Below are 22,063 nucleotides of genomic sequence, written 5' to 3'. Positions count from 1 at the left end.
TTCACATTCTTTTCCAAAAAGATTGCCGGAAGATGCAGATGGGGCTTGTGCACCCCAAAGTGATTTGCTAAATGCCCACTCGCCGACGGAGTTCGGCTCCTACCACGGGCGGTCGTGGCGGAATTGGTAGACGCGCAGCGTTGAGGTCGCTGTGGGGCAACCCGTGGAAGTTCGAGTCTTCTCGACCGCACCATCTTCTCTCAAGAACAATTTAAAATGCTTTCCCCGCAAGGGGTTGAAGCTGTTTCTTGATTAGAGACATTCACTTCTTATCAAGGCAAGACAAACAAAACGCGCCCTTCGATGAAGAGCGCGTCGATAGAATGACTGTCCGTTCAATCAGCTTTTGCCGATTTCCGACAGGATCGCGTCGCTGTGCTCTCCGAGCTTCGGCGAACGCTTGTCGAGCTTCAATTGGGCATCGGAGAAGCGGATAGGCGTCCGCAGGCCGGGAACCCCCTGCGGGTCGATCTTCATCGCCCTCGCCGCAAATTGCGGGTCTGCGAACACATCGGCGACCGTGTTGATCGGACCGGCGGGTACGCCGATTCTAGCAAGTTCGGCCAGAAGATCGTCGCGTTTCCAGGCACGTGTCTTTTCTTCCAGAAGTGCCGTCAGCGCGGCCCGGTTGGCCACACGCGCCGAATTGCTGGCGAAACGCTCGTCGGCGGCGATGTCGCCAATCCCCAGCAGGGACGTCAGTTTGCCGAATTGTCCGTCATTGCCGCAGGCGATGATGAAATAGCCGTCGGAAACAGGCAGCGTCTGATAGGGCGCGATGTTCGGATGCGCATTGCCCATGCGCTTGGGCGATATGCCTGACGCCAGAAAATTCATGGCCTGATTGGCAAGGACCGCCGACATGCAGTCGAACAGCGCCATGTCGATATGCTGGCCGATGCCGGTGCGCGCGCGCATGATGAGTGCGGACTGGATCGCGATCACGCTGTAAAGCCCGGTGAAAATGTCGGCAAAGGCCACGCCGGTCTTCTGCGGCTCACCGTCAGGCTCGCCGGTGAGATCCATGATGCCGCCCATGCCCTGGATCATGAAATCATAGCCCGCGCGCTCCGCATAAGGGCCGGTATGGCCGAAACCGGTGATCGAGCAATAGATCAGGCGCGGATTGATGGCCTTCAGGCTCTCATAGTCGAGGCCATATTTGTCGAGGCCGCCCAGCTTGAAGTTTTCGATGACGACATCGGCGTCAGCTACCAGCCGGCGCACCAGTTCCCTGCCCTCCTCGGTGCGGAAATCCGCCGTAATCGAGCGTTTGCCGCGATTGCAGGCGTGGAAATAGGCGGCCGACTGCTCGCCCTCCACATCGATGAATGGCGGGCCCCATTTGCGCGTATCGTCGCCTTCGGGGCTTTCCACCTTGATGACGTCGGCGCCGAGGTCCGAAAGCGTCTGCCCGACCCATGGCCCGGCAAGAATGCGCGCCAGTTCTACCACCTTGAGACCATCAAGCGGCGTGTTCTGCATTTTTTCAATCCCGTACAAAAATAGAAGGGCCCGCCCGCAAACTGCGAACGGGCCCGCTTGGGAGGCTTGGGCGACCAGCGATCAGAAGAAAGCCTGAATACCCGTCTGGGCGCGGCCCAGGATCAGCGCATGAACGTCATGCGTGCCCTCATAGGTGTTCACCGTTTCCAGATTCTGCGCGTGGCGCATGACGTGGTATTCGATCTGGATACCGTTGCCGCCATGCATATCGCGTGCCTGGCGCGCAATATCGAGCGCCTTGCCGCAATTGTTGCGCTTGACGATGGAAATCATTTCCGGCGCCATCTTGCCTTCATCGAACAGACGGCCGACGCGCAACGAAGCCTGAAGGCCGAGAGCGATTTCGGTCTGCATGTCGGCAAGCTTCTTCTGGTAAAGCTGCGTGCCGGCCAGTGGCTTATCGAACTGCTTGCGGTCAAGACCGTACTGGCGGGCGCGGAACCAGCAATCTTCCGCCGCACCCAGCACGCCCCAGGAAATGCCGTAACGGGCGCGATTGAGGCAGCCGAACGGGCCCTTGAGGCCGGAGACATTGGGCAGCAGCGCATCTTCCGAAACCTCGACGCCATCCATGACGATTTCGCCCGTGATCGAGGCGCGCAGCGAAAGCTTGCCGCCGATCTTCGGTGCGGAAAGGCCCTTCATGCCCTTTTCGAGGATGAAGCCGCGAATGGCATTGTCGTGCGCGGCAGACTTCGCCCAGACGACGAACACATCGGCGATCGGCGCATTCGAAATCCACATCTTCGAGCCGCTGAGGCGATAGCCGCCGTCGATCTTTTCGGCGCGGGTCTTCATGCCTGCCGGATCGGAGCCCGCATCGGGCTCTGTCAGGCCGAAGCAGCCGATCAGTTCGCCCGAGACGAGACCCGGAAGATATTTCTTGCGCTGTTCGTCCGAGCCATAGGCATAGATCGGATACATTACGAGCGAGGATTGCACGCTCATCATCGAACGATAACCGGAATCGACGCGCTCCACCTCACGCGCCACCAGCCCGTAGGAAACATAGCCCGCATTGGCCGCGCCATATTCTTCCGGAAGCGTCACGCCCAGAAGACCGGACTGCCCCATCAGGCGGAAGAGTTCCGGATCGGTCGTCTCGTCCAGATAGGCCTTTTCAACGCGGGGCGCCAGAACATCCGTCGCAAAAGCCCTGGCCGAGTCGCGGATCATGCGCTCGTCTTCGGTCAGCTGGTCATCCAGCAGAAACGGGTCTTCCCAGCTAAAAGCCGCACGTGACATCAGTGTATTCTCCTCAATGAAAATTTGCACGGAATATGAACCGTGCAGCGGTTCGGTGCAATCGACGTTTACTCATCGATCTATTCCATTTAGTAATGGATCATGACCTCGATTTCACGCCGCCTGCTTCCCTCCACCAGTGCGCTTGCCGCCTTCGATGCGGTTGCGCGGCATGAAAGCTTTTCGGCTGCGGCCGAGGAACTGTCGCTGACGCAAGGCGCGGTGAGCCGACAGATCGCAGCGCTTGAAGAGCAGCTCGGGACAGCATTGTTCGACCGCACCAGCCGCCATGTGGTTCTGTCCGATGCCGGGCGCGCCTATCTGAAGGCGGTGGGCCCGGCGCTGGCGTCGATCCGGGGGGCTTCGCTGCAAGTCATGTCGCAGATGCGCGGCACGACGCTCAATCTCGCTTTCCTGCCGACATTCGGGACGCGCTGGCTGATACCGCGCATACCGCGTTTCGTGACGAAATACCCGGACATCATCCTCAATTTTGCGACGCGCATCGGCCAGTTCGATTTCGATCGCGAAGGGCTGGACGCGGCGATCCATATCGGACAGCCCGACTGGCCCAATGCCGACAGCGTCTTCCTGATGGATGAAACGGTGGCGCCGGTGTGCAGCCCGGCTTTTCTCCAGCGAAACCCGGTTCAGGCGCCCGCCGATCTCCTGCCGCTTCCTTTGTTCAACATGGCCTCGCGTCCCGGTGCATGGGATCACTGGTTCAGGAGCCTCGATATGGTCGCGCCGGTTTCTCCGGGTATGCGCTTCGAGCAGTTTTCCAATGTCTCGCAGGCCTGCATTGCCGGACTTGGCGTTGCGCTGATGCCGCTGTTTCTCATTCGCGCCGAGATTGAAAGCGGCCAGCTTGTCGTCGCCTTCCCGCATACGGTCAAAAGCCCGAGCAGCTATTATTTTGTGACGCCGAAGGCGCGTTCGGGCACTCCGGCGGTGTCGGCGTTCCGGGATTGGCTTCTGGCAGAAATCAAAGGCGAGCGGTCAGGCGATTGACCGGCTTGCGATCTCGTATGAATGCAGGCGCTTCTCGTGATCGTGGATCATGCCGGTCAGCATCAGCTCATCGGCGCCGGTGCTTTCCGCAAAGGCCTTGATGCCCTTTGCCACGGTCTCCGGCCCGCCGACCACGCGGCATGACAGCATCTGACGGACGAGCGCCTGTGCCGCCGGATCGAGCCGCTCCGCATAGCCCTCGACTGGCGCCGGAAGCTTGCCGGTGCGACCGCTGCGCAGGTTGACGAATGCCTGTAGCTGCGAGGTGAAAAGATAGTTCGCCTCTTCGTCGGTATCGGCCGCAATCACATTGAGGCCCAGCATCACGTAAGGCTTTTGCATATATTCGGATGGCTCGAACCGCTCGCGATAAAGCGCGATGGCGCGCTCCATTTCCGCAGGCGCGAAGTGCGAGGCAAATGCGTAGGGCAGTCCCAGCATGGCGGCAAGCTGTGCGCCGAACAGGCTGGAACCGAGAATCCAGACAGGCACGTCCAGCCCCTCGCCCGGTACCGCGCGCACGCGCTGTCCGGGTTCGGCTGTTTTGAAATAGTTGAGCAACTCAACCACATCCTGCGGAAAGGCATTGGCATCGCTGTCGAGATTGCGACGCAGCGCATGGGCGGTGATCTGGTCGGTGCCGGGCGCGCGCCCAAGACCGAGATCAATACGGCCCGGAAACAGGGAGGCAAGCGTGCCGAACTGTTCCGCAATCACCAGAGGTGAATGATTGGGCAGCATCACGCCGCCCGCGCCGACACGGATTTTCGAGGTGCCGTTGGCGACGTAACCAATGACCACGGATGTCGCGGCGCTGGCGATACCCGGCATATTGTGGTGTTCGGCCAGCCAGTAACGGTGGAAGCCGAGCCGTTCGGCATGTTGCGCAAGTTCCAGCGTGTTGCGCAGCGACTGCGCTGCATCGCTACCTTCGGGAACGGGCGAAAGATCGAGAACGGATAAGGGAATCATACCGGCTCATATGGGTTGGAACGCAGCGTTTGCAACGTCGGGGAAACAAAAAGGGCGACCTATTTCTAGGCCGCCCTTTGTCATTGGTTCAACGCAAGTTTCAGTGATGTTGCGCCGAAGTTGGTCCCGTCGGCCCGCTGCCCTCTTCCGAAGGCGCGACATATTCGCCTTCCACGTCCTTTTTCGCGATGAAGGTGTAGAACATCGGCACCACGAACAGCGTGAAGATCGTACCGATCACGATGCCGGTGAAGATCACCAGACCCATCGAGTAACGCGCGGCTGCCCCCGCACCCGTCGCGATGATGAGCGGCACGACACCGAGCGCCATGGCTGCAGTCGTCATCAGGATCGGGCGCAGGCGGGTTTCAGCCGCGACGACGATTGCTTCCCGGCGCGACAGGCCATGCAGGCGGCGTTGCTGATTGGCGAATTCCACCATCAGAATGCCGTGCTTGGTAATCAGCCCGACAAGGGTGATGAGGCCGACCTGCGTATAGATGTTGAGCGTGCCCAGACCAATATTCAGCGGCACGATGGCGCCGAAGATCGAAAGCGGAACCGACATCATGATGATGAACGGATCGCGGAAGCTTTCGAACTGCGCCGCAAGCACGAGATAGATCACGATGACGGCAAGGCCGAAGGCGATCAGGATCGTGTTGCCCTGCTCCACTTCCAGACGCGACTGGCCGGAATAATCCAGGAAGAAGCCTTCCGGCATCTTGGACTTGGCCAGATCGACCAGTGTTTGCAGGCCCTGCCCGGTTGTGACGCCCGGCAGCGGCAAGGCTGAAATCGTGGCCGAGTTCAACTGGTTGAACTGTTCGATTGCCGCAGGCGAAGCGTTCTGGTTGATCGTGATGACCGACGATAGCGGGATCATCGAGCCGGAAACGCTGCGCACATAGAAATCGCCGAGCTTTTCCGGGTTTGAACGATAATTGTCCGGCACCTGCGTGATGATGTCATAGCTGTTTGAATCGCGGTCGAACTTGGCGACCGATGCGCCGCCGGTCAGAAGACCGAGCGTCGAACCGATGTCGCTGATCTGCACGCCCAGCGTCGCCGCGCGGTCACGGTCGATGGTGATCGTGATCTGCGGCGCGTTGAAGGAGAGCGAGTTCTGCACGATGATGAACTGGCCGGAAGCCTGCGCCTCGTTCTTGATTTCCTCGGCCAGCGCGAAGACCTGATCGGCCGGACCGGTCGACTGCAATGCGATCGAAATCGGCAGGCCGCCGCCCGTTCCCGGCAGGGATGGAGGCGCGAAGATGAAAGCCTGCACGCCCGCGACCTTGGAGATACGTGCGGTCAGGTCCTGCTGGATCTCCTTTTGCGAGCGCGAACGGTCGTTCCAGTCTTTGAGAACCCACAGCGCGATACCCGATGTCGTGCCGCCATCCATGCCGACGATCTGGAAACGGGTCTTCAGTTCGGGAAGATCCTTCGTCAGTTCGTCGATCTGTTCGGCATAGAGATTGGTATAGGCCGAGGTTGCATATTGCGGCGCCTGGAACATCGAGAACAGCGCGCCGGAATCTTCTTCCGGCGCCAGTTCGCTCGACGTGTTCATGAACAGGAAACCCGTCAGTCCCATCAGCGCGACAACGATCATCAGCGTAATGCCGCGATAGTCGAGCGAGTTGGAGACGCGGCGGTGATACCACTTCTCGAAGCGCGAGAAGGTCCGGTCGATGAATTTCTGGAACCGGGTCTGGTCGCCATGCTTGAGCATGCGCGCACACATCATCGGCGAGATCGTCAAGGCGGCAATGCCGGAGATGATGACGGCACCGGCGAGCGTGAAGGCGAATTCGCGGAACAGCGCGCCTGTCAGGCCGCCCGTGAAGCCGAGCGGTGCGAACACCGCCGCCAGCGTGATCGTCATGGCGATGATCGAGCCGGTGATTTCCTTCATGCCCTTGAACGCGGCATCCATGGGCCTGAGGCCCTCCTCGATATGCCGGTGGATGTTTTCCAGAACCACGATCGCGTCATCGACCACGAGGCCGATGGCGAGAACCATGGCAAGCAGCGACAACAGATTGATCGAGAAGCCGAGCACATAAAGGAAGAAGCACACGCCGATCAGCGAGATCGGGATCGTGACAATCGGGATCAGGATCGAGCGGAACGAACCGAGGAAGACGATGATGACCAGAATGACGATCGCCACGGCTTCGCCGATGGTGGTGAAGACCTCCTTGATCGACGAGCTGATCTGCTCGGTCGCGTCGTAAACCAGAACCAGCGACATGCCTTCCGGCAGCGATGCCTGGATCGACGGCAGTTCCTTGCGGACGGCCGCCGCCATGTCGATGGGGTTTGCCGCCGGTGTCGGGAAGACGCCGAGGAATGTACCCGCCGAACCGTTGAACGAAACGATGGTGTCCGTGCTCTTTGCCGCAAGTTCCACCCGCGCCACATCGCGCAGACGAACGACATCGTCGCCCGAAGCCTTTATCGGCATGGCGCCGAAGGCTTCCGGGGTCTGCAAGGTCGATTTCAGCGTGATCGAGGACGCGACATATTCGTTCTTCGTGGTGCCTGGCGCCGACAGGAAGTTGGAGGCCTTGATCGCCGCCAGCACCTCCGGCGCCGTGATCTGGCGCGCCGCAAGCTGGATCGGATCGAGCCAGACGCGCATCGAATAGACCTGACCGCCGAGGATTTCAGCCTTTGCGACGCCCTGGATGGTGGACATGCGCGGCTGGATGACGCGTTCCAGATATTCGGTGATCTGTTCGCTCGTCATGTTCGGGTTCTGCGCCGCCAGATACATGGTGGCGAAGTTCTGGCCCGTGCCCTTCACGATGACCGGATCGTCGGATTCGTCCGGCAGGTCGCCGCGCACCTGATTGACCTTGGCGATCACTTCCGTCAGCGCCGCATCGGGGTTTGCGCCGAGCTTCATCTGCACGGTCACGGTGCTCGACGACGGGCGGCTCGACGAGGTCACATAGTCGATGTTTTCAGTGGTCGCGACCGCTTCGGCGATCGGCGCGGTGATGAAGCCCTGAATGAGATCGGCACTCGCACCGGCATAGTTGGTCGTGATCGTGATGACGGTTTCGTCGACCTTGGGATATTCGCGCACAGTCAGCTGCGCGATCCCCTGAAGGCCCAACAGAATAATCATGAGGGCGACTACCGTGGCAAGCACGGGGCGCCGAATGAAAATATCGGAAAAGCTCATCGGGATCGCCTATTGCTTGTCAGCCGCTTGGCCGGCCGGAACGGGATTGACGGTGTTGTCGATTTTCACCGGCACGCCGGGCGAAAGCCGGTTCTGGCCTGCGGTGATGATGATGTCGCCGGCCTTGAGGCCGCTCGTCACTTCAACAAGGCCGGAATAACGGCGCCCAAGCTTGATGAAAACCTGCTGGGCCACCTGCTTTTCGCCCTCTTCCGGCTTTGCATCGGCGGCTTTCGTGCCGTCCTGCTTCTGTTCCGGGCGCACCGCATAGACATAATCACCATAAAGGCTGGAGATGATCGTCGTCTGCGGGAGAGCGATGACATTGTCTTCTTCCGGCAGTTCGACGCGGACCTGCACGAACTGGCCGGGCGTCAGCTTGTGATCGGGGTTCTGCACTTCGGCGCGCACCGAGACGAGACGCGTCGCGGGATCGATCTTGGGATCGATGCCGACAATCGTGCCTGTGAAGTCGAGCGCCTGCGCCGACGAACCGACCTTGACGGTCTGTCCGAGCTTGATGGACGGGAGCGACTGTTCCGGCACGGTGAAGTCGATGCGCATCACGTCGGTGTTCTGCAAGGTGGCGATCACGGTGCCGGGCGTCAGATACTGGCCAAGATCGACCTTCGGAATGCCGACGACGCCGGAAAACGGAGCCCTGACGGATTTCTGCGCCAGCGTTGCGCGCATTTTTTCCACGACGGCCACGGCGGCATTGGCAGCCGAAGCGGTCGTGTCGACATTCGACACCGCGCCGACGCCGCGCGTGCGCAGCGTGTCGGCGCGCTTGAGGTTTTGCTGTGCCAGCACGGCTTCCGCTTCCGCGGCCTCAAGATCGGCCTTCTGGATGCTGTCTTCCATTTGCAGCAGGACATCGCCCTGCTTGACGTCCTGATTGGCCTTGAAGTTGATCTTCTGCACAATGCCGTCGAGCTGCACGGTCAGGTCCACGCCGTTCAGCGCATTGGCGGTGCCGATGGCTTCGACGCCCGGTTTCCACACACCCGGTTCCACCGTGACGGTCGAGACCGTCTGGGCGGGCTGCTGCATGTTGGCGAAGAAATCCTTGATGGCCTTTGATCGGAACAGGTTAAAGCCGACGAGGCCACCAACGACGATCACGAGGAATATGATTGCCAGAATAAGGCGCTTGATCATTGCGGATGCACTCCAAGTGGCTCCCTGATCGATCAGGGTTAGAGGGTTTGACCGCGGGGCCTTCTTTCGCATTCACGCAAAGGTCGCGCGTATTTTACTTGAACGAGAGTGGCGAATAACTGTACCGTCTGGACGGTATTGTCAACACTCGAACTGTCAGGAGATGCAAGTCCGTTGTTAGCGAAAAAGAAAGTCTCGTCGCGCGAAAGAATCTTGCGCGCCGCTACCGAGCTTGCTCGGGAAATTGGCCCCGCTCATCTCTCCCTCGATGCGGTGGCAGCCCGTGCGGGGCTTTCAAAAGGCGGATTGCTTTATTCTTTTCCGACAAAGGCCAAACTGCTCGAAGCCGTTGTTGAAGAATATATGAAAGAGCATGGACACGCCATGGAGGTTCAGGAAACACTCCAGAAAGGCGATAAAAACCGCGTGGCGCGGGCTTTTCTCGATGTTTACCGGGTTCAGACCGACAGCGAAGCGCCCGCATGCGGCATCCTGGCCGCGCTCGCCGACGATCCGAGCTTCATGGTGCCGGTGCGCCACTACCACCGGGCATTGCTGGACCGGATGATTAGGGATGCGGCTGATCCCGATACGACGCTGATCGCCTATCTGGCCATTGCCGGCATGGAAAGCGGCAAGATCCTTGATTGTGATATCCTGACGGATGCCGAGCAGCATTCCGTCCTCTGCCGTCTGGAAGCCATGCTGACAGTGGAATAGCAGCAAGGCTGATAATTAGAGCGGCTCCTGTTTTAACGGAATCGCCGGAACCGCTCTAACTATTTGTTTTGTCGGATTATCCCGCTTCGCACTTTTGGCTCGAAAATGCTCCAGCCTTGCTTGCCGGTCGTGGAGCGAATCAGAGCGGGACTATATCGCCCCTCGCCCATCCTTCCGTGGTTTCGGCGGCAAAATCGTTGAACCGCCCATCGGCAATCGCGGCGCGGATGCCCTTCATCAGATATTGATAATAGGCCAGATTGTTCCAGGTCAGCAGCATGGCGCCGAGCGCTTCGCCGGATTTCACCAGATGATGCAGATAGGCGCGGCTATAGTCGCGCGATGCCGGGCAATCCGATTCCGGGTCCAGCGGGCGATGATCTTCCGCATGGCGCGCATTGCGCAGGTTCACCTTGCCGAACCGCGTGAAAGCCAGGCCATGGCGGCCCGCACGGGTCGGCATCACGCAATCGAACATGTCGATCCCGCGCGCCACCGATTTCAGTATATCGTCCGGCGTGCCGACACCCATCAGGTAGCGCGGCTTTTCCGAAGGCAGGATCGGGCAGACGACTTCCAGCATGTCGAGCATGACCTGCTGCGGCTCCCCGACCGCAAGCCCGCCGACCGAATAGCCCTTGAGGTCCATCGCCTTCAATGCTTCCGCCGATCTCTCGCGCAGGCGCGCAACGTCGCCGCCCTGCACGATGCCGAACATCGCCTTGCCCGGCTGGTTGCCGAAAGCGGCCTTGCAGCGCTCGGCCCAGCGCAGCGACAGTTCCATGGCGCGCTCGGTGTTCTTTTCCGGTGACGGCAGCGCCACGCATTCATCGAGCTGCATCTGGATATCGCTGTCGAGCAGCCCCTGAATCTCGATGGAGCGTTCCGGCGTCATTTCATAAGGTTTTCCGTCGATATGCGAACGGAAGGTCACGCCTTTCTCGTCGAGCTTGCGCAATTGCGCGAGCGACATGACCTGAAAACCGCCGGAATCGGTCAGGATCGGGCCTTTCCAGCCGCCGAATTCGTGCAGGCCGCCAAGACGCGCCACGCGCTCGGCACCCGGCCGCAGCATCAGGTGATAGGTGTTGCCGAGGATGATATCGGCGCCAAGCTCCTTCACCTGGTCCATATACATGGCCTTGACCGTGCCTGCCGTGCCGACCGGCATGAAGGCAGGCGTGCGCACCACGCCGCGCGGCATGGAAATTGCGCCCTGACGCGCCGCGCCGTCGGTTGCCAGCACCTTGAATTCGAAATTTTCTGTCGTCATGCGGTGTCTTTCGCTGTGTCGGCCCGCTCAAGCAAGCTGCCGTCGCCATAGGAATAGAAGCGATAGCCGTTGCCGATGGCATGGTCATAGGCGGCGCGCATCGTCTCCAAACCGCTGAAGGCCGATACCAGCATGAACAGCGTCGAGCGCGGCAGATGAAAATTGGTCATGAGAAGATCGACGGCCCGGAAGCGATAGCCGGGCGTGATGAAGATATCGGTCGGGCCTGCCCATGGACGGATGATGCCATCCTCCCCCGCAGCGCTTTCGATGAGGCGCAGCGACGTCGTGCCGACACAGACGATCCTGCCGCCCCGCGCGTGCACGGCATTGAGCGCATCGGCGGTCCGCTGCGACACATATCCGATTTCCGAATGCATCTTGTGGTCTGCCGTGTCGTCGGCCTTGACGGGCAGGAAGGTCCCCGCCCCCACATGCAGCGTTACGAAATGCTCCTCGATGCCTCTGGCCTTGATCTTTTGCAGGAGGTCCGGCGTGAAATGCAATCCGGCGGTGGGTGCCGCCACGGCCCCTTCCTCACGCGCATAGACCGTCTGGTAGTCCTTGCGGTCACGCTCGTCTTCGGCGCGTTTCGAGGCGATATAGGGCGGCAGCGGAATGTGCCCGACCGATGCGATGGCCTCGTCCAGCATGGCGCCGGAAAGATCGAAGACGAGAAGCGCTTCGCCCGCATCGCCCTTTTCGGCCACGGTGGCGTCGAGCGTGCCGAGGAAGCAGCTCGAACCGGAATGGCCGAACCGGATGCGGTCGCCTTCCTTCACGCGCTTGCCCGGACGCAGGAAAGCTTTCCAGCGGTCGGGGCCGGTGCGCATATGCAGCGTGGCGCTGACCTGCGAAATATTGCCCTCGCGCTCGCGCATGCCTTCAAGCTGCGCCGGAATGACCTTGGTGTCGTTGAAGACAAGCGCATCGCCGGGCTGCAACAGGTCCGGCAGTTCGAACACCTGTCGATCCTCGAATGGCTGGCCGGGACGGACACGCAACAATCTGGCGTGGTCTCGCGGCTCTGCCGGGCGCAGGGCAATGCTCTCTTCCGGCAAATCGAAATCGAAAAGATCAACACGCATGATGAACCTCTAGAGCATTTCCAGCAAAAGTACGAAGCGGCTTTACGTCTGGAAATGCGGCAAACGAATCACGGCCCCGGCGGAAGCCGGAGCCGAAATTTCTCGATACGGACGATTGAATCAGATGTCGGCGGCGATACGCGCCGTCACGATCTGGTCCGGATCGGCGACGGGCTCGCCGCGCTTGATCTTGTCGACATTGTCCATGCCTTCGATGACCTGGCCCCAGACGCTGTACTGGCGGTCGAGCCACGGAGCATCGGCAAAGCAGATGAAGAACTGCGAATTGGCCGAATTCGGGTTGGCCGAACGCGCCATCGAAGCCGTGCCGCGCTTGTGCGGCGTGTTGGAGAACTCGGCCTTCAGGTCCGGCTTGTCCGAACCGCCCATGCCGGCGCGCGAACCGTTGAAATGCGTGCCGCCCGTCTTGCCGAACTTCACGTCGCCGGTCTGCGCCATGAAGCCATCGATCACGCGGTGGAACACAACGCCGTCATAAGCGCCTTCGCGCGCCAGTTCCTTGATGCGCGCCACATGATCCGGCGCCAGATCCGGATAGAGTTCCAGGACGACATTGCCCTTGGTGGTTTCCAGAACGAGCGTGTTTTCCGGGTCTTTGTAAGCCATTGAGCCTCTCCTTGTATTATCTTCGATCTTACTTCTTGTCGGCCTGAAGCGTGGCCTTGATGATCTTGTCGGGGTTTGTCACGGCGCCATTATCGGCTTCGCTGCCCTTCTTTATCTTGTCGACGACGTCCATGCCGCTGACAACCTTGCCGACCACGGTGTACTGGCCATTGAGGAACCCGCCATCCGCGAACATGATGAAGAATTGCGAATTGGCCGAATTCGGGTTCTGGCTGCGGGCCATGCCGACCGTGCCGCGCACGAAGGGTTCCTTCGAGAATTCCGCCGGAATATCGGGATAATCCGAACCGCCGGTGCCGACGCGTGAAGCATCGAAGCCCTTGTCCATATTGCCGAATTTCACATCGCCGGTCTGGGCCATGAAGCCCGGAATGACGCGGTGGAAGGCAACGCCGTCATAGGCGCCGTCGCGCACCAGTTTTTCGATCTGCGCCACATGCTTGGGCGCGAGATCGGGGCGAAGCTGGATGGCAACATCGCCGTCCTTCAGCTTGAGAACCATGGTGTTCTCGGCATTGGCGGCGAAAGCCGTCTGCGACAGCGCGATAAAGGCAACAGCGGCAAGCGCTGAACGAATGAAAGACATGATCGAAAAACTCCCTGCAATCAGGATTTGAATTTGACGTTCAAGGCAGCGGCAACAGCCGCAGGAACGAAGGGCTTTATATCGCCGCCCATGGAGGCAATCTGGCGAACCAATGTGGCGGTAATCGTGCGTACCGCCGGGTCCGCCGGAAGGAACACGGTCTGCAATTCCGGCGCCATCGTGCCGTTCATGCCCGCCATCTGCATTTCATAGTCGAGATCGGTGCCGTCGCGCAAACCGCGCACCATCAATTGCGCAGCATGCCTGCGCGCTGCATCGATGACCAGCCCGTCGAAGGAGATGACGGAAACCCGGCCTGCATCCTTGCCCAATATGGCCCTGGAACTCTCGCCGATGAGCGCCACGCGCTCCTCGAAGGTGAAGAGCGGTTTTTTGCCGGGATGGACGCCAATGGCGACAATAACCTCGTCGGCAAGGCGCAGGGCACCTTTGAGGACATCCATATGGCCGTTTGTCACCGGGTCGAAGGAGCCCGCATAGATCGCGATCGTCATTTCTTCCAGCTAGCCTTTTCTGACGGGATTTTCAACAAGAACCACGGCGATAAGAAAACAGAAACCAAGAAATCAGATGAACGCGATATGAACAGCGATTTCACGACAAGTTCACAACGGATTTACCAAGATAGGCGCAAGTTTGGTGCAACCTTTTCGCTTTGGAAGCGTATATATGTCGAAAGGATAACACGATGATGATCTTTCTTCTGGCATTATCCATGATGGTCGCGATGGCCGTATCGGCAATCATATTGCTTCTCGAAGAGAACGAGGCCAAGCGCCAGCGCGTGCGTCAGGTGGCATTCGACATCAATAGTTTGCGCAACATGCGTTCGCGCTGAGGTGCAAACAGCCGAGCTCGCGCAAAAGCGTTGGAGCTTGCTGTGTGAAAGTTTCTGCGATCGCCAATTCCTCCAGTCTTGGCATCTGAAAAAGGCCGATGGTTTGCACCATCGGCCTTTTTCATTGTTCAGAACAAAGAGCCCGGCTCCTTGATCATTCTTCGGTGCCGGCACCCGGCGCTTCGCCTTCGGAAGCCGCCTCGCCGCCATTGCCATTGCCGTTGTCTTCGTCGCTATCGGCTTCCGATATGCGTTCGACCGAGACGACCTTCTCGCCGTCCGCCGTATTGAAGATCGTGACACCCTTGGTGGAGCGCCCGGCAATGCGAATACCGTCAACCGGCACGCGGATAAGCTGTCCGCCATCGGAAACAAGCAGGATCTGGTCGCTCGCCTCGACCGGGAACAGGGCGACCAGCTTGCCGATCTCGTCGGTCTTCGACGTGTCGGTGGCGCGGATGCCCTTGCCGCCACGGCCCGACACGCGGAACTCATAGGACGAGGAGCGCTTGCCGTAACCATATTCGCTGACCGTCAGCACGGTTTCTTCGCGCGCCTTCAGTTCCTGATAGCGTTCGTCGTTGAGTTCGGTTTCGGTTCCGACATCCTCGCCGACCACCACGATATCATCTGCATCATCCGCGCCTTGCGCCCGGCGCTCGGCAATCGAACGCTTGAGATAGGCGGCACGCTCGGACGCATCGGCATCGACGTGATGCAGGATGGCCATGGAGATGACCTTGTCGCCATTGGCCAGGTTGATGCCGCGCACGCCGATCGAGTTGCGGCCCGCAAAGACGCGCACATCGGTGACGGGGAAGCGGATGCACTGGCCGCCGGCGCAGGTCAGAAGCACGTCATCGAATTCCGTACAGGTATCGACCGAGAGGATTTCATCGCCCTCGTCCTCGAGCTTCATCGCGATCTTGCCGTTGCGGTTGACCTGCACGAAGTCCGACAGCTTGTTGCGGCGAACCGTGCCGCGCGTGGTCGAGAACATGACGTCCAGATTTGCCCAGGATTCCTCATCCTCCGGCAGCGGCATGATGGTGGTGATGCGCTCGCCCTGCTGCAATGGCAGCATGTTGATGAGCGCCTTGCCGCGCGATTGCGGCGTGCCGACGGGCAGACGCCAGACCTTCTCCTTGTAGACAATGCCGCGCGAGGAGAAGAACAGAACCGGCGTATGCGTATTGGCGACGAACAGGCGCGTGACGAAATCCTCGTCCTTCGTCGCCATGCCGGAGCGGCCCTTGCCGCCGCGGCGCTGCGCGCGATAGGTCGTGAGCGGCACGCGCTTGATATAGCCCGCATGGCTGACGGTGACGACCATGTCCTCACGGGCGATCAGGTCTTCATCGTCCATTTCAGCGCCGCCGAAACCGATTTCGGTGCGGCGCGGGGTCGCGAACTCGTCGCGAACCGCAATCATCTCTTCCTTGACGATATTCATCACGCGCAGGCGCGACGACAGAATATCGAGATAATCGCGAATTTCCTCGCCGATCTTGTTCAGCTCGTCAGCCACTTCGTCGCGGCCGAGCGCGGTCAGGCGCTGCAAACGCAGATCGAGAATGGCGCGCGCCTGTTCCTCGGAGAGATTATAGGTGTTGTCGTCGTTGAGCGTGTGGCGCGGATCGTCGATGAGGCGGATCAGCGGGGCCACATCGACCGCCGGCCAGCGGCGTTCCATCAACTGCTCGCGCGCCGTCGTCGGATCGGGCGCACGGCGGATGAGCGCGATCACCTCATCGATATTGGCGACGGCGATTGCAAGACCCACCAACACATGCGCGCGGTCGCGCGCCTTGTTGAGCAGGAATTTTGTGCGGCGCGTCACCACTTCCTCGCGGAAGACGACGAAGGCGCGCAGCATGTCGAGCAGGTTGAGCTGTTCCGGCTTGCCGCCGTTCAGCGCCACCATGTTGCAGCCGAACGAGGTTTGCAGCGGCGTATAACGATAAAGCTGGTTCAGCACGACATCGGCAACGGCGTCGCGCTTCAGTTCCACCACGACGCGATAGCCTTCGCGGTCGGATTCGTCGCGCAGATCGGAAATGCCCTCGATGCGCTTGTCGCGCACCAGTTCGGCCATCTTCTCGATCATCGTGGCCTTGTTCACCTGATAGGGAATCTCGGTGATGATGATGGCTTCGCGGTCGCCGCGCATCGGCTCGATGGTGGCGCGTCCGCGCATGACGACCGAACCGCGCCCGGTCGTATAGGCGGAATTGATGCCTGCGCGTCCGAGAATGATGCCGCCGGTCGGGAAATCGGGACCGGGAATGATCTCCATCAGTTCCGGCAGTTCGATGGCCGGATTGTCGATCAGGGCGACGCAACCGTCGATGATTTCGCCCAGATTGTGCGGCGGGATGTTTGTCGCCATGCCGACGGCAATACCGCCCGACCCGTTGACGAGCAGGTTCGGGAAGCGCGCGGGCATGACCACGGGTTCCTGCTCGCGGCCGTCATAATTGTCCTGGAAGTCGACCGTATCCTTGTCGATATCCGACAGGATGGTTTCGGTCAGCTTTTCCAGGCGGCATTCGGTGTAGCGCATCGCTGCCGGCGGGTCGCCGTCGATGGAGCCGAAATTGCCCTGCCCGTCGACCAGCGGATCGCGCATGGAGAAATCCTGCGCCATACGCACGAGGGCGTCATAAATAGATGCGTCGCCATGCGGGTGATATTTACCCATCACCTCACCGACCACACCCGCCGATTTACGGTATGGGCGGTTATAGGCGAGGTTCATCTCGTTCATGGCGTGGAGAATGCGGCGATGCACGGGCTTCAGGCCGTCGCGCACATCGGGCAGCGCGCGACTGACGATAACGCTCATCGCGTAATCGAGATAGGAGCGCTGCATCTCCTCAATGATGGAAATCGGTTCGATACCGCTAGGGCCGCCGTTTGGGCCACCATTCATATCGTCGGAACCGGGTGGAGGCGTTTGATCTGACACTATTCAGATTTCTTTCTCAACAGAATCGATAAAGTCACTTTATAACGGAAATCAGCAGAAAACGCCAATTTCGCGACCGTTTCGGCGGGCTATTTCCGCCTGTCAATTCAAGGGCTTAAAAGATATTCACATAAAGATTGAGCAAGGATGTTGCCCGACCTCGCGCTTTGCGTCGACCATAGGCTGCCGATCGTCTACAATTCCTGTATCCGATTGGGCATGACATGCCAACAGAAGGGTGCGCACGGTAATGGGGTTCTACGACACGGTTTTCAGCGCCTTCGTCACCCTGCTTGTCACGATCGACCCTCCGGGGCTGGCGCCTTTGTTTCTGGCGCTGACGCCGGGCATGGAGCGGCACCACCGCGGACAGGTGGCGCTTCGCGCCTCGATTATCGGTTTCATCGTGATGGCGCTTTTTGCCATTGCAGGCGCGCAGATCCTCGGCATGTTCGGCATCACCATCGGCGCGTTCCGCGTTGCCGGCGGTCTTCTCCTGTTCTGGATCGCGTTTGAAATGATTTTCGAGAAGCGGACGGAGCGCAAGGAAAAGAGCGCCGAGGTCGCCATCACCAAGGACCATATCCGCAATATAGCCGCCTTCCCGCTTGCCATTCCGCTGATTGCCGGTCCGGGCGCGATTTCGGCCATCGTGCTGACATCGGATTCGTTCCACGGCATCGGGCCGCGCCTGGCGCTGCTCGGCGTCATCTTCGTCTGCCTGCTGATCACCTATGTCGTGCTGCTGCTGGCGGAACGCGTCGACCGGTTTCTCGGCGAAACCGGCCGTTCCATCCTCACCCGCCTTCTGGGCGTCATTCTGGCGGCACTTGCCGTTCAGTTCGTTGCCGATGGCATCAAGACGCTGATAACAGGTTAGCACTACAGTTGCAAATTCGTCAGGCCGTGGCGAAAAGAGTGATTTTCGAGTACCGGAGCGCAGCGTACTTAAAGGTACGTGAGCACCGGAACGCAGACAAATTGCTCTTTGCAGCCCGGCATCACGAAGAATGCAACTGTAGTGTTAGGCTGATTTCTGCCCCTTCCTGCCGATCATGGCATGACGCAGTTTTGACGAGAACCAGTCGATCACGGCAACGGCGATCAGGATCATGATGATCAGGAAGGAAACGTCCTGAAGGTTCAGGACCTTGATCTGTTCGGCCAGATGTGCGCCGATGCCGCCTGCCCCGACAATGCCGATGATGGTGGCCGAACGGGTATTCGACTCGAAGAAATAAAGCACCTGACTGCCGATCAGCGGCAGAACCTGCGGCAGCACGCCGAAGCGATAGCCGTGCAGCCTGCCGCCGCCGGACGAAACCACGCCTTCGACCGGCTTTCTGTCGGCGCCTTCGATGGCTTCGGAGAAAAGCTTGCCGAATGCCCCGAAATCCGAACAGGCAATGGCGAGAATACCGGCGAACGGCCCAAGCCCCACCACCGACACCCAGATCAGCGCCCAGATCAGCGTATCGACGCCGCGAATGGTGTCGAGGAAGCGGCGAATGCCGAAATGCAGGAACATATTCGGGATGATGTTCTTCGCCGCCAGAAAGCCGAACGGAAAGGCGAGGATCGCCGCCAGCAATGTGCCGAGATAGGCGATTGCGAGCGTTTCCATCATCGACCAGAGATAAAGGCTGAAACGCCCGCCAGCCGATGGCGGTATCATCATCAGCGCGAAATCGCCAAGCCGACCAAGCCCGTTCAGAATGCGCAGCAGCGAAAAATCGAGCCAGTAGAAGGCAAACCAGACTGAAGCGACAAGAGCTGCGGTCAAGATCGCCAGATTGCGCCACGCGCGCCCATTGCCGAACAGATCGGCATATTCGGCCCTCAATTGCTTTTCGTGCGCATGTGCTTCACGGGAGAGAGTTTGTGCAATGTCGGTCATGTTTCTCTCTTCTGTTTGAGCATGATCTTTTTCTGATCGAAGCGGGATTAGAAATTAGTCCAGTGGACTAATTTCCCCGCGTAGGCGGTTCCCACTTTTCGGGATCATGCTCCTCAACCAATACGACCAAGCAGTGCGTGGCGCACACGCTGTGTAATGAGATCGATGACAACAATGGTCACGATAATCAGAAGCAGGATGGCGCTGACATCGCTGTAATAGAACTGGCGGATGGAGGTGAGCAATTCCTGCCCGATGCCACCAGCCCCCACAAAGCCCATGACGGAAGCGCCGCGCACATTGATTTCAAAGCGCAGCAGGCCATAGGAGGCGAAATTGGCGGCCACTTGCGGCAGCACGGCAAAGCGGATGACCTGAAGGCCGGAACCGCCCGATGCGCGGATAGCTTCCACCGGACGCATATCGATGTTCTCGACCACTTCGGAAAACAGTTTGCCCAGCGCCCCTGTCGTGTGCAGCATCAGCGCCAGCACACCGGCCATAGGCCCAAGTCCGAAGGCGATGACAAAAAGCAGCGCGAAGACGATTTCCGGGACCGTGCGCAGCAGTTCGAGCCCGCGACGGACGATAAAACGCACCGTCGAATTGGGCGCCATATTGGACGATGCCGCGAAGGATGCGCCAAACGCGACCACCGCGCCGATCAGGGTCGCCAGATAGGCGATCAGCAGCGTCTCGAACAGCATCTTCAGCCAGCCGCCGAGATTCCAGTACCAGGCAGCGAGGTCGCTGCCGAAATTGGCAATGGTCAGATCCGGCAGAATGCGGCCGAGATAGCTTGTGAAGCGAAAGAGATTTTCGACCAGCGTGCCCGGCCGAACATCGGCAACGGCGGAGGCGGCAATGGCGACGACGACGAGCGCGAGGAGAAGCGCGATACCGTAGAGACGTCGTTTGCCGACTTCCCGGCGATAATCGGCAAGCAGGCTTTTTGCGCCACTGCCGTCGAGTGAGGATACCGTCATGCGAGATTCCCTAATAAAAGTGCCCGAAGCTTGAGCGGCTTCGGGCACTTCAATTATTCTACGGATTAGGACTTGCGTGCCTTGTCGTTGAACTTGAGCATCTCGATGATCGGCTCATAATCCTTGGCTTCGGTGGCTACGAATTCCTTGTCCTTGCCGTCGGAAAGCGCGTCAAAGCCGGCCTTGTCCTTCGTCGGCATGTCGAGGAAAGCCTGCTTGATATCGGCCTTCAGCTGGTCCGGCAGCGTGCTGAGGACTGCAAACGGGCCTTCCGGAAGGAAGTCCGACTTGAAGATGATGCGGAAATCATCCTTCGTCATCGCCTTGCCATTGGCGTCTTTCAGCACGCCGCGGCTGACCATGCGGGTCAGGTTGGAATCGTCTTCCGAGTTCCACGAGTTGGCAGCGGCATCCGCGGTGCCCTGTGCAAGCGCGAGGACCGCGTTTTCGTGGCTGCCGGCGAAGAAGTTCTTACCGAAGAACGTATCGACGCTATAGCCTTCGCGGTTGAGGAAGAAGCGCGGCGCATTGTTGCCCGAGGTCGAGTTCGGATCGACGAGCGCAATGGTCTTGCCCTTCAGGTCGTCCATTTTCTGGTAGGGGCTGTCGGCGCGCACATAGACGACCGAATAATAGCCGTTGACGCCGGTGTCGTGACGCTGGTTGACGAGCGGCGTGGTTTCAACGCCGGTCATGACGGCGCGCGCATAGGAAGCCGGGCCATAGAATGCGATCTGGATGTTGCCGGCGCGCTGGCCTTCAATGACGGCGGCATAATCGTTGGCGACGCGCAGCGTGACCTTGGTGCCGAGTTCCTTGCCCAGATACGCAGCCAGAGGCGCATAACGGTCGGACGTGGTCGAGGCGTTTTCCGCCGGGATCACGCCCAGAACGATTTCCGGGTAGTCCTTGCTCCAGTCGGCAGCCTGGGCGTTGAAAGTCATCGTCACGGCAAGCGCTGCGGCCGCCAGAAAGGTTCTACGGTTAAGCATAAGTCTCTCCTGTTAATCCCCGATTTTGGAGCGTGCTTCTTTTCCGGAGCTTTGTGCGCTCATGCGGAAAGCTGGCGCAGAACGGCTTTGGCCGACTGCGGAACCGGCATTGGCATGGTTTCGCGCGGCTCACCGGCGTCGATGACGTCGGCGGCTTCCATGCCGTAAAGGTCGCGTGCCGCCATTTCGGTCAGCATCGACGGTGTGCCGCGAAATACGATCCTGCCAGCCGACATGCCGACGAGGCGGTCGCAATAGCTGCGCGCAATATCGAGCGAGTGCAGATTGCAAAGGACCGTGATGCCGTATTCGCGATTGATGCGGCGCAGCGCGTCCATGACGCTGCGGGTATTGCGCGGATCGAGCGATGCAATCGGCTCGTCGGCGAGAATGATGCGCGGCTGCTGCACAAGCGCGCGGGCAATCGCCACGCGCTGCTGCTGTCCGCCGGAAAGCTCATCGGCCCGATGCGCTGCAAGATGCGCGATATCGAACTGCTGCAAGGCGGAAAGCGCGATCAGGCGCTCCTCGTCGCCCCAGATGCGCAGGAGCGATTTCGGCGTCGAAACATAGTTCAGACGGCCCATCAGAACATTGGTCAGAACATCGAGACGATCGACCAGATTGAAATGCTGGAAAATCATGGCGCATTGCGCGCGCCAGTCGCGCAGGCCCGAACCTTTCAGCCCCGTCACATCGCGGCCGTCCCAGTGTATTGTCCCCTCGGAGGGTTCGACGAGGCGATTGATCATACGCAGAAGCGTCGATTTGCCCGCGCCCGAACGCCCGATAATTCCCACAAACGTGCCCGGTTCGATTTCGAGATCCACGCCCGAAACCGCCATCTTGTCATTATAGCGGCGCGTTATGTTTTTCAGTTGAAGCATGAATTCGTCTCCATTCATGCGCACTGTGAATGGCTTCCATGACACTGCAATGAAAGCTCAATGAC

Annotated in this window: 19 protein-coding genes and 1 tRNA gene; 5 read left to right on the top strand and 15 right to left on the bottom strand. The window is 59.7% G+C overall.

Going from position 1 to position 22,063, the window contains the following annotated elements:
- Window positions 1-108 precede the first annotated feature (108 nt).
- A tRNA-Leu gene (locus AVM02_RS07335) sits at window positions 109-193 on the top strand.
- Between the two features lie 146 nt (window positions 194-339).
- On the opposite strand, the gene AVM02_RS07330 is transcribed toward AVM02_RS07335, so the two are convergent.
- Both AVM02_RS07330 and AVM02_RS07325 read right to left on the bottom strand, forming a co-directional pair.
- Window positions 340-1,485 carry a CaiB/BaiF CoA transferase family protein gene (locus AVM02_RS07330; protein WP_411506309.1) on the bottom strand — a complete coding sequence of 382 codons (1,146 nt, stop codon included), beginning with the start codon at window positions 1,483-1,485 and terminating at the stop codon, window positions 340-342.
- 81 nt (window positions 1,486-1,566) lie between these two features.
- The gene (locus AVM02_RS07325) at window positions 1,567-2,751 is read right to left on the bottom strand and encodes an acyl-CoA dehydrogenase (RefSeq protein ID WP_411506308.1); all 1,185 of its coding nucleotides are present in this window, start codon (window positions 2,749-2,751) and stop codon (window positions 1,567-1,569) included.
- A 102-nt stretch (window positions 2,752-2,853) separates the two neighbouring features.
- Between AVM02_RS07325 and AVM02_RS07320 the strand changes: the two genes are divergently transcribed.
- Window positions 2,854-3,762, top strand: a complete 909-nt coding sequence (locus tag AVM02_RS07320) for a LysR family transcriptional regulator (RefSeq protein ID WP_411506307.1) — start codon at window positions 2,854-2,856, stop codon at window positions 3,760-3,762.
- On the opposite strand, the gene AVM02_RS07315 is transcribed toward AVM02_RS07320, so the two are convergent.
- The 3 genes from AVM02_RS07315 to AVM02_RS07305 form a co-directional block, all read right to left on the bottom strand.
- A complete protein-coding gene (locus AVM02_RS07315; RefSeq protein ID WP_411506306.1) occupies window positions 3,751-4,734 on the bottom strand; it encodes an LLM class flavin-dependent oxidoreductase in 984 nt (327 codons plus the stop codon). The genes AVM02_RS07320 and AVM02_RS07315 overlap by 12 nt on opposite strands.
- Window positions 4,735-4,834: 100 nt before the next feature.
- Window positions 4,835-7,933 carry an efflux RND transporter permease subunit gene (locus AVM02_RS07310; RefSeq protein WP_411506305.1) on the bottom strand — a complete coding sequence of 1,033 codons (3,099 nt, stop codon included), beginning with the start codon at window positions 7,931-7,933 and terminating at the stop codon, window positions 4,835-4,837.
- A 9-nt stretch (window positions 7,934-7,942) separates the two neighbouring features.
- Window positions 7,943-9,094 (bottom strand): efflux RND transporter periplasmic adaptor subunit, encoded by a 1,152-nt coding sequence (locus AVM02_RS07305; protein WP_411506304.1) that lies wholly within the window; start codon window positions 9,092-9,094, stop codon window positions 7,943-7,945.
- 174 nt (window positions 9,095-9,268) lie between these two features.
- On the opposite strand from AVM02_RS07305, the gene AVM02_RS07300 reads away from it, so the two are divergent.
- Complete coding sequence (locus AVM02_RS07300) at window positions 9,269-9,814, top strand: TetR/AcrR family transcriptional regulator (RefSeq protein WP_411506341.1); 546 nt, start codon at window positions 9,269-9,271, stop codon at window positions 9,812-9,814.
- Between the two features lie 139 nt (window positions 9,815-9,953).
- On the opposite strand, the gene tgt is transcribed toward AVM02_RS07300, so the two are convergent.
- The 5 genes from tgt to coaD form a co-directional block, all read right to left on the bottom strand.
- The gene (gene tgt / locus AVM02_RS07295) at window positions 9,954-11,087 is read right to left on the bottom strand and encodes a tRNA guanosine(34) transglycosylase Tgt (RefSeq protein WP_411506303.1); all 1,134 of its coding nucleotides are present in this window, start codon (window positions 11,085-11,087) and stop codon (window positions 9,954-9,956) included.
- Entirely contained in the window at window positions 11,084-12,175 is a 1,092-nt protein-coding gene (gene queA, locus AVM02_RS07290) for a tRNA preQ1(34) S-adenosylmethionine ribosyltransferase-isomerase QueA (protein WP_411506302.1), read from the bottom strand. Before queA ends, tgt begins: the two co-directional genes overlap by 4 nt.
- A 120-nt stretch (window positions 12,176-12,295) precedes the next feature.
- A complete protein-coding gene (locus AVM02_RS07285; RefSeq protein ID WP_411506301.1) occupies window positions 12,296-12,802 on the bottom strand; it encodes a peptidylprolyl isomerase in 507 nt (168 codons plus the stop codon).
- A gap of 28 nt (window positions 12,803-12,830) precedes the next feature.
- A complete protein-coding gene (locus AVM02_RS07280; protein ID WP_411506300.1) occupies window positions 12,831-13,409 on the bottom strand; it encodes a peptidylprolyl isomerase in 579 nt (192 codons plus the stop codon).
- A 20-nt stretch (window positions 13,410-13,429) separates the two neighbouring features.
- Window positions 13,430-13,924, bottom strand: a complete 495-nt coding sequence (gene coaD, locus AVM02_RS07275) for a pantetheine-phosphate adenylyltransferase (protein WP_411506299.1) — start codon at window positions 13,922-13,924, stop codon at window positions 13,430-13,432.
- Between the two features lie 194 nt (window positions 13,925-14,118).
- Between coaD and AVM02_RS07270 the strand changes: the two genes are divergently transcribed.
- Window positions 14,119-14,268, top strand: coding sequence for a hypothetical protein (locus AVM02_RS07270; RefSeq protein WP_411506298.1), 150 nt, complete (start codon window positions 14,119-14,121; stop codon window positions 14,266-14,268).
- A 154-nt stretch (window positions 14,269-14,422) separates the two neighbouring features.
- On the opposite strand, the gene gyrA is transcribed toward AVM02_RS07270, so the two are convergent.
- On the bottom strand, window positions 14,423-17,200 hold the full coding sequence (gyrA, locus tag AVM02_RS07265) for a DNA gyrase subunit A (protein WP_411506297.1): 2,778 nt from the start codon (window positions 17,198-17,200) through the stop codon (window positions 14,423-14,425).
- A 286-nt stretch (window positions 17,201-17,486) separates the two neighbouring features.
- Here gyrA and AVM02_RS07260 point away from each other — a divergent pair, with 286 nt between their 5' ends.
- A complete protein-coding gene (locus AVM02_RS07260) occupies window positions 17,487-18,116 on the top strand; it encodes a MarC family protein (RefSeq protein ID WP_411506296.1) in 630 nt (209 codons plus the stop codon).
- A 144-nt stretch (window positions 18,117-18,260) separates the two neighbouring features.
- Here AVM02_RS07260 and phnE (AVM02_RS07255) read toward each other — a convergent pair whose 3' ends face one another.
- The 4 genes from phnE (AVM02_RS07255) to phnC all read right to left on the bottom strand — a co-directional run bounded on the left by phnE (AVM02_RS07255) (window position 18,261) and on the right by phnC (window position 21,998).
- Window positions 18,261-19,133, bottom strand: a complete 873-nt coding sequence (phnE, locus tag AVM02_RS07255) for a phosphonate ABC transporter, permease protein PhnE (protein WP_411506295.1) — start codon at window positions 19,131-19,133, stop codon at window positions 18,261-18,263.
- A gap of 113 nt (window positions 19,134-19,246) precedes the next feature.
- A complete protein-coding gene (gene phnE, locus AVM02_RS07250; RefSeq protein ID WP_411506294.1) occupies window positions 19,247-20,119 on the bottom strand; it encodes a phosphonate ABC transporter, permease protein PhnE in 873 nt (290 codons plus the stop codon).
- A gap of 65 nt (window positions 20,120-20,184) precedes the next feature.
- Window positions 20,185-21,111: a phosphonate ABC transporter substrate-binding protein gene (phnD, locus tag AVM02_RS07245; RefSeq protein WP_411506293.1), complete on the bottom strand. Its 927-nt coding sequence runs from the start codon at window positions 21,109-21,111 to the stop codon at window positions 20,185-20,187.
- 59 nt (window positions 21,112-21,170) lie between these two features.
- The gene (gene phnC, locus AVM02_RS07240; RefSeq protein ID WP_411506292.1) at window positions 21,171-21,998 is read right to left on the bottom strand and encodes a phosphonate ABC transporter ATP-binding protein; all 828 of its coding nucleotides are present in this window, start codon (window positions 21,996-21,998) and stop codon (window positions 21,171-21,173) included.
- Window positions 21,999-22,063: the final 65 nt, after the last annotated feature.

Source organism: Brucella anthropi, from assembly GCF_046630315.1.
GTDB classification, from domain to species: Bacteria; Pseudomonadota; Alphaproteobacteria; order Rhizobiales; family Rhizobiaceae; genus Brucella; species Brucella anthropi_A.
The sequence above is the reverse complement of the archived record's forward strand: the minus strand, read 5'-3'. Positions and strand labels throughout refer to the sequence as shown.

Coding starts and splice junctions, on each gene's coding strand:
- AVM02_RS07330 (WP_411506309.1), bottom strand. CDS start 1,485: ATGCAGAACACGCCGCTTGATGGTCTCAAGGTGGTAGAACTGGCGCGC.
- AVM02_RS07325 (WP_411506308.1), bottom strand. CDS start 2,751: ATGTCACGTGCGGCTTTTAGCTGGGAAGACCCGTTTCTGCTGGATGAC.
- AVM02_RS07320 (WP_411506307.1), top strand. CDS start 2,854: ATGACCTCGATTTCACGCCGCCTGCTTCCCTCCACCAGTGCGCTTGCC.
- AVM02_RS07315 (WP_411506306.1), bottom strand. CDS start 4,734: ATGATTCCCTTATCCGTTCTCGATCTTTCGCCCGTTCCCGAAGGTAGC.
- AVM02_RS07310 (WP_411506305.1), bottom strand. CDS start 7,933: ATGAGCTTTTCCGATATTTTCATTCGGCGCCCCGTGCTTGCCACGGTA.
- AVM02_RS07305 (WP_411506304.1), bottom strand. CDS start 9,094: ATGATCAAGCGCCTTATTCTGGCAATCATATTCCTCGTGATCGTCGTT.
- tgt (WP_411506303.1), bottom strand. CDS start 11,087: ATGACGACAGAAAATTTCGAATTCAAGGTGCTGGCAACCGACGGCGCG.
- queA (WP_411506302.1), bottom strand. CDS start 12,175: ATGCGTGTTGATCTTTTCGATTTCGATTTGCCGGAAGAGAGCATTGCC.
- AVM02_RS07285 (WP_411506301.1), bottom strand. CDS start 12,802: ATGGCTTACAAAGACCCGGAAAACACGCTCGTTCTGGAAACCACCAAG.
- AVM02_RS07280 (WP_411506300.1), bottom strand. CDS start 13,409: ATGTCTTTCATTCGTTCAGCGCTTGCCGCTGTTGCCTTTATCGCGCTG.
- coaD (WP_411506299.1), bottom strand. CDS start 13,924: ATGACGATCGCGATCTATGCGGGCTCCTTCGACCCGGTGACAAACGGC.
- AVM02_RS07270 (WP_411506298.1), top strand. CDS start 14,119: ATGATGATCTTTCTTCTGGCATTATCCATGATGGTCGCGATGGCCGTA.
- gyrA (WP_411506297.1), bottom strand. CDS start 17,200: ATGAATGGTGGCCCAAACGGCGGCCCTAGCGGTATCGAACCGATTTCC.
- AVM02_RS07260 (WP_411506296.1), top strand. CDS start 17,487: ATGGGGTTCTACGACACGGTTTTCAGCGCCTTCGTCACCCTGCTTGTC.
- phnE (WP_411506295.1), bottom strand. CDS start 19,133: ATGACCGACATTGCACAAACTCTCTCCCGTGAAGCACATGCGCACGAA.
- phnE (WP_411506294.1), bottom strand. CDS start 20,119: ATGACGGTATCCTCACTCGACGGCAGTGGCGCAAAAAGCCTGCTTGCC.
- phnD (WP_411506293.1), bottom strand. CDS start 21,111: ATGCTTAACCGTAGAACCTTTCTGGCGGCCGCAGCGCTTGCCGTGACG.
- phnC (WP_411506292.1), bottom strand. CDS start 21,998: ATGCTTCAACTGAAAAACATAACGCGCCGCTATAATGACAAGATGGCG.